The organism is Streptomyces sp. NRRL F-2580, assembly GCF_000720115.1.
Classification (GTDB): Bacteria; Actinomycetota; Actinomycetes; order Streptomycetales; family Streptomycetaceae; genus Streptomyces.
In genome coordinates, this window is record NZ_JOIR01000114.1 from 1 (window position 1) to 504 (window position 504).

The window sequence follows — 504 nt, forward strand, 5'->3', positions numbered from 1 at the left end:
CATTACCCCGCCGAGTTCAAGGCGGACGCGGTCGCGTTGTACCGGTCGAGGCCAGGAGCAACGATCAGGTCGGTCGCTGGTGATCTCGGGGTGAACACCGAGACGCTGCGGAACTGGATCCGGGCCGCCGACGGCCGCCGCCCAGGCGCCCACTCCTCGCCGCCAGCCGCTGTCCAGGCGGGCGGTGACAGCCTTCAGGCGGAGCTGGCCGCGGCGCGGAAGAGGATCCGTGAGCTGGAGGAAGAGCGCGACATCCTCCGCAGGGCGGCCCGGTATTTCGCCGGGGAGACGCGCTGGTGAACCGCTGCCAGTTCGTCGAGGATCACCAGCGCCGGTTCGGCGTGAAGCGGCTCTGCGACATCCTCGGCCTCTCCCGCGCGAGCTTCTACTACTGGCGCCGCACCGCCGCCGCGAGGGCGGCCCGGCAGGCCGCCGAAGCCGAGCTCGCGGCCCGGATACGCACGGTCCATCAGGAATCCGACGGCACCTACGGCGCCCCCAGGA

At 71.6% G+C, this 504-nt stretch carries 1 protein-coding gene and 1 pseudogene; both read left to right on the plus strand.

The genetic code is table 11. The annotated features are described in order from the left end of the window. The coding region (locus IF88_RS0139665; protein WP_030724482.1) for a transposase at positions 1-300 on the plus strand (300 nt) is incomplete at its 5' end. After that, a pseudogene (locus tag IF88_RS0139670) lies at positions 297-504 on the plus strand (IS3 family transposase); the annotation flags it as partial. The gene IF88_RS0139665 and the pseudogene IF88_RS0139670, both read left to right, overlap by 4 nt.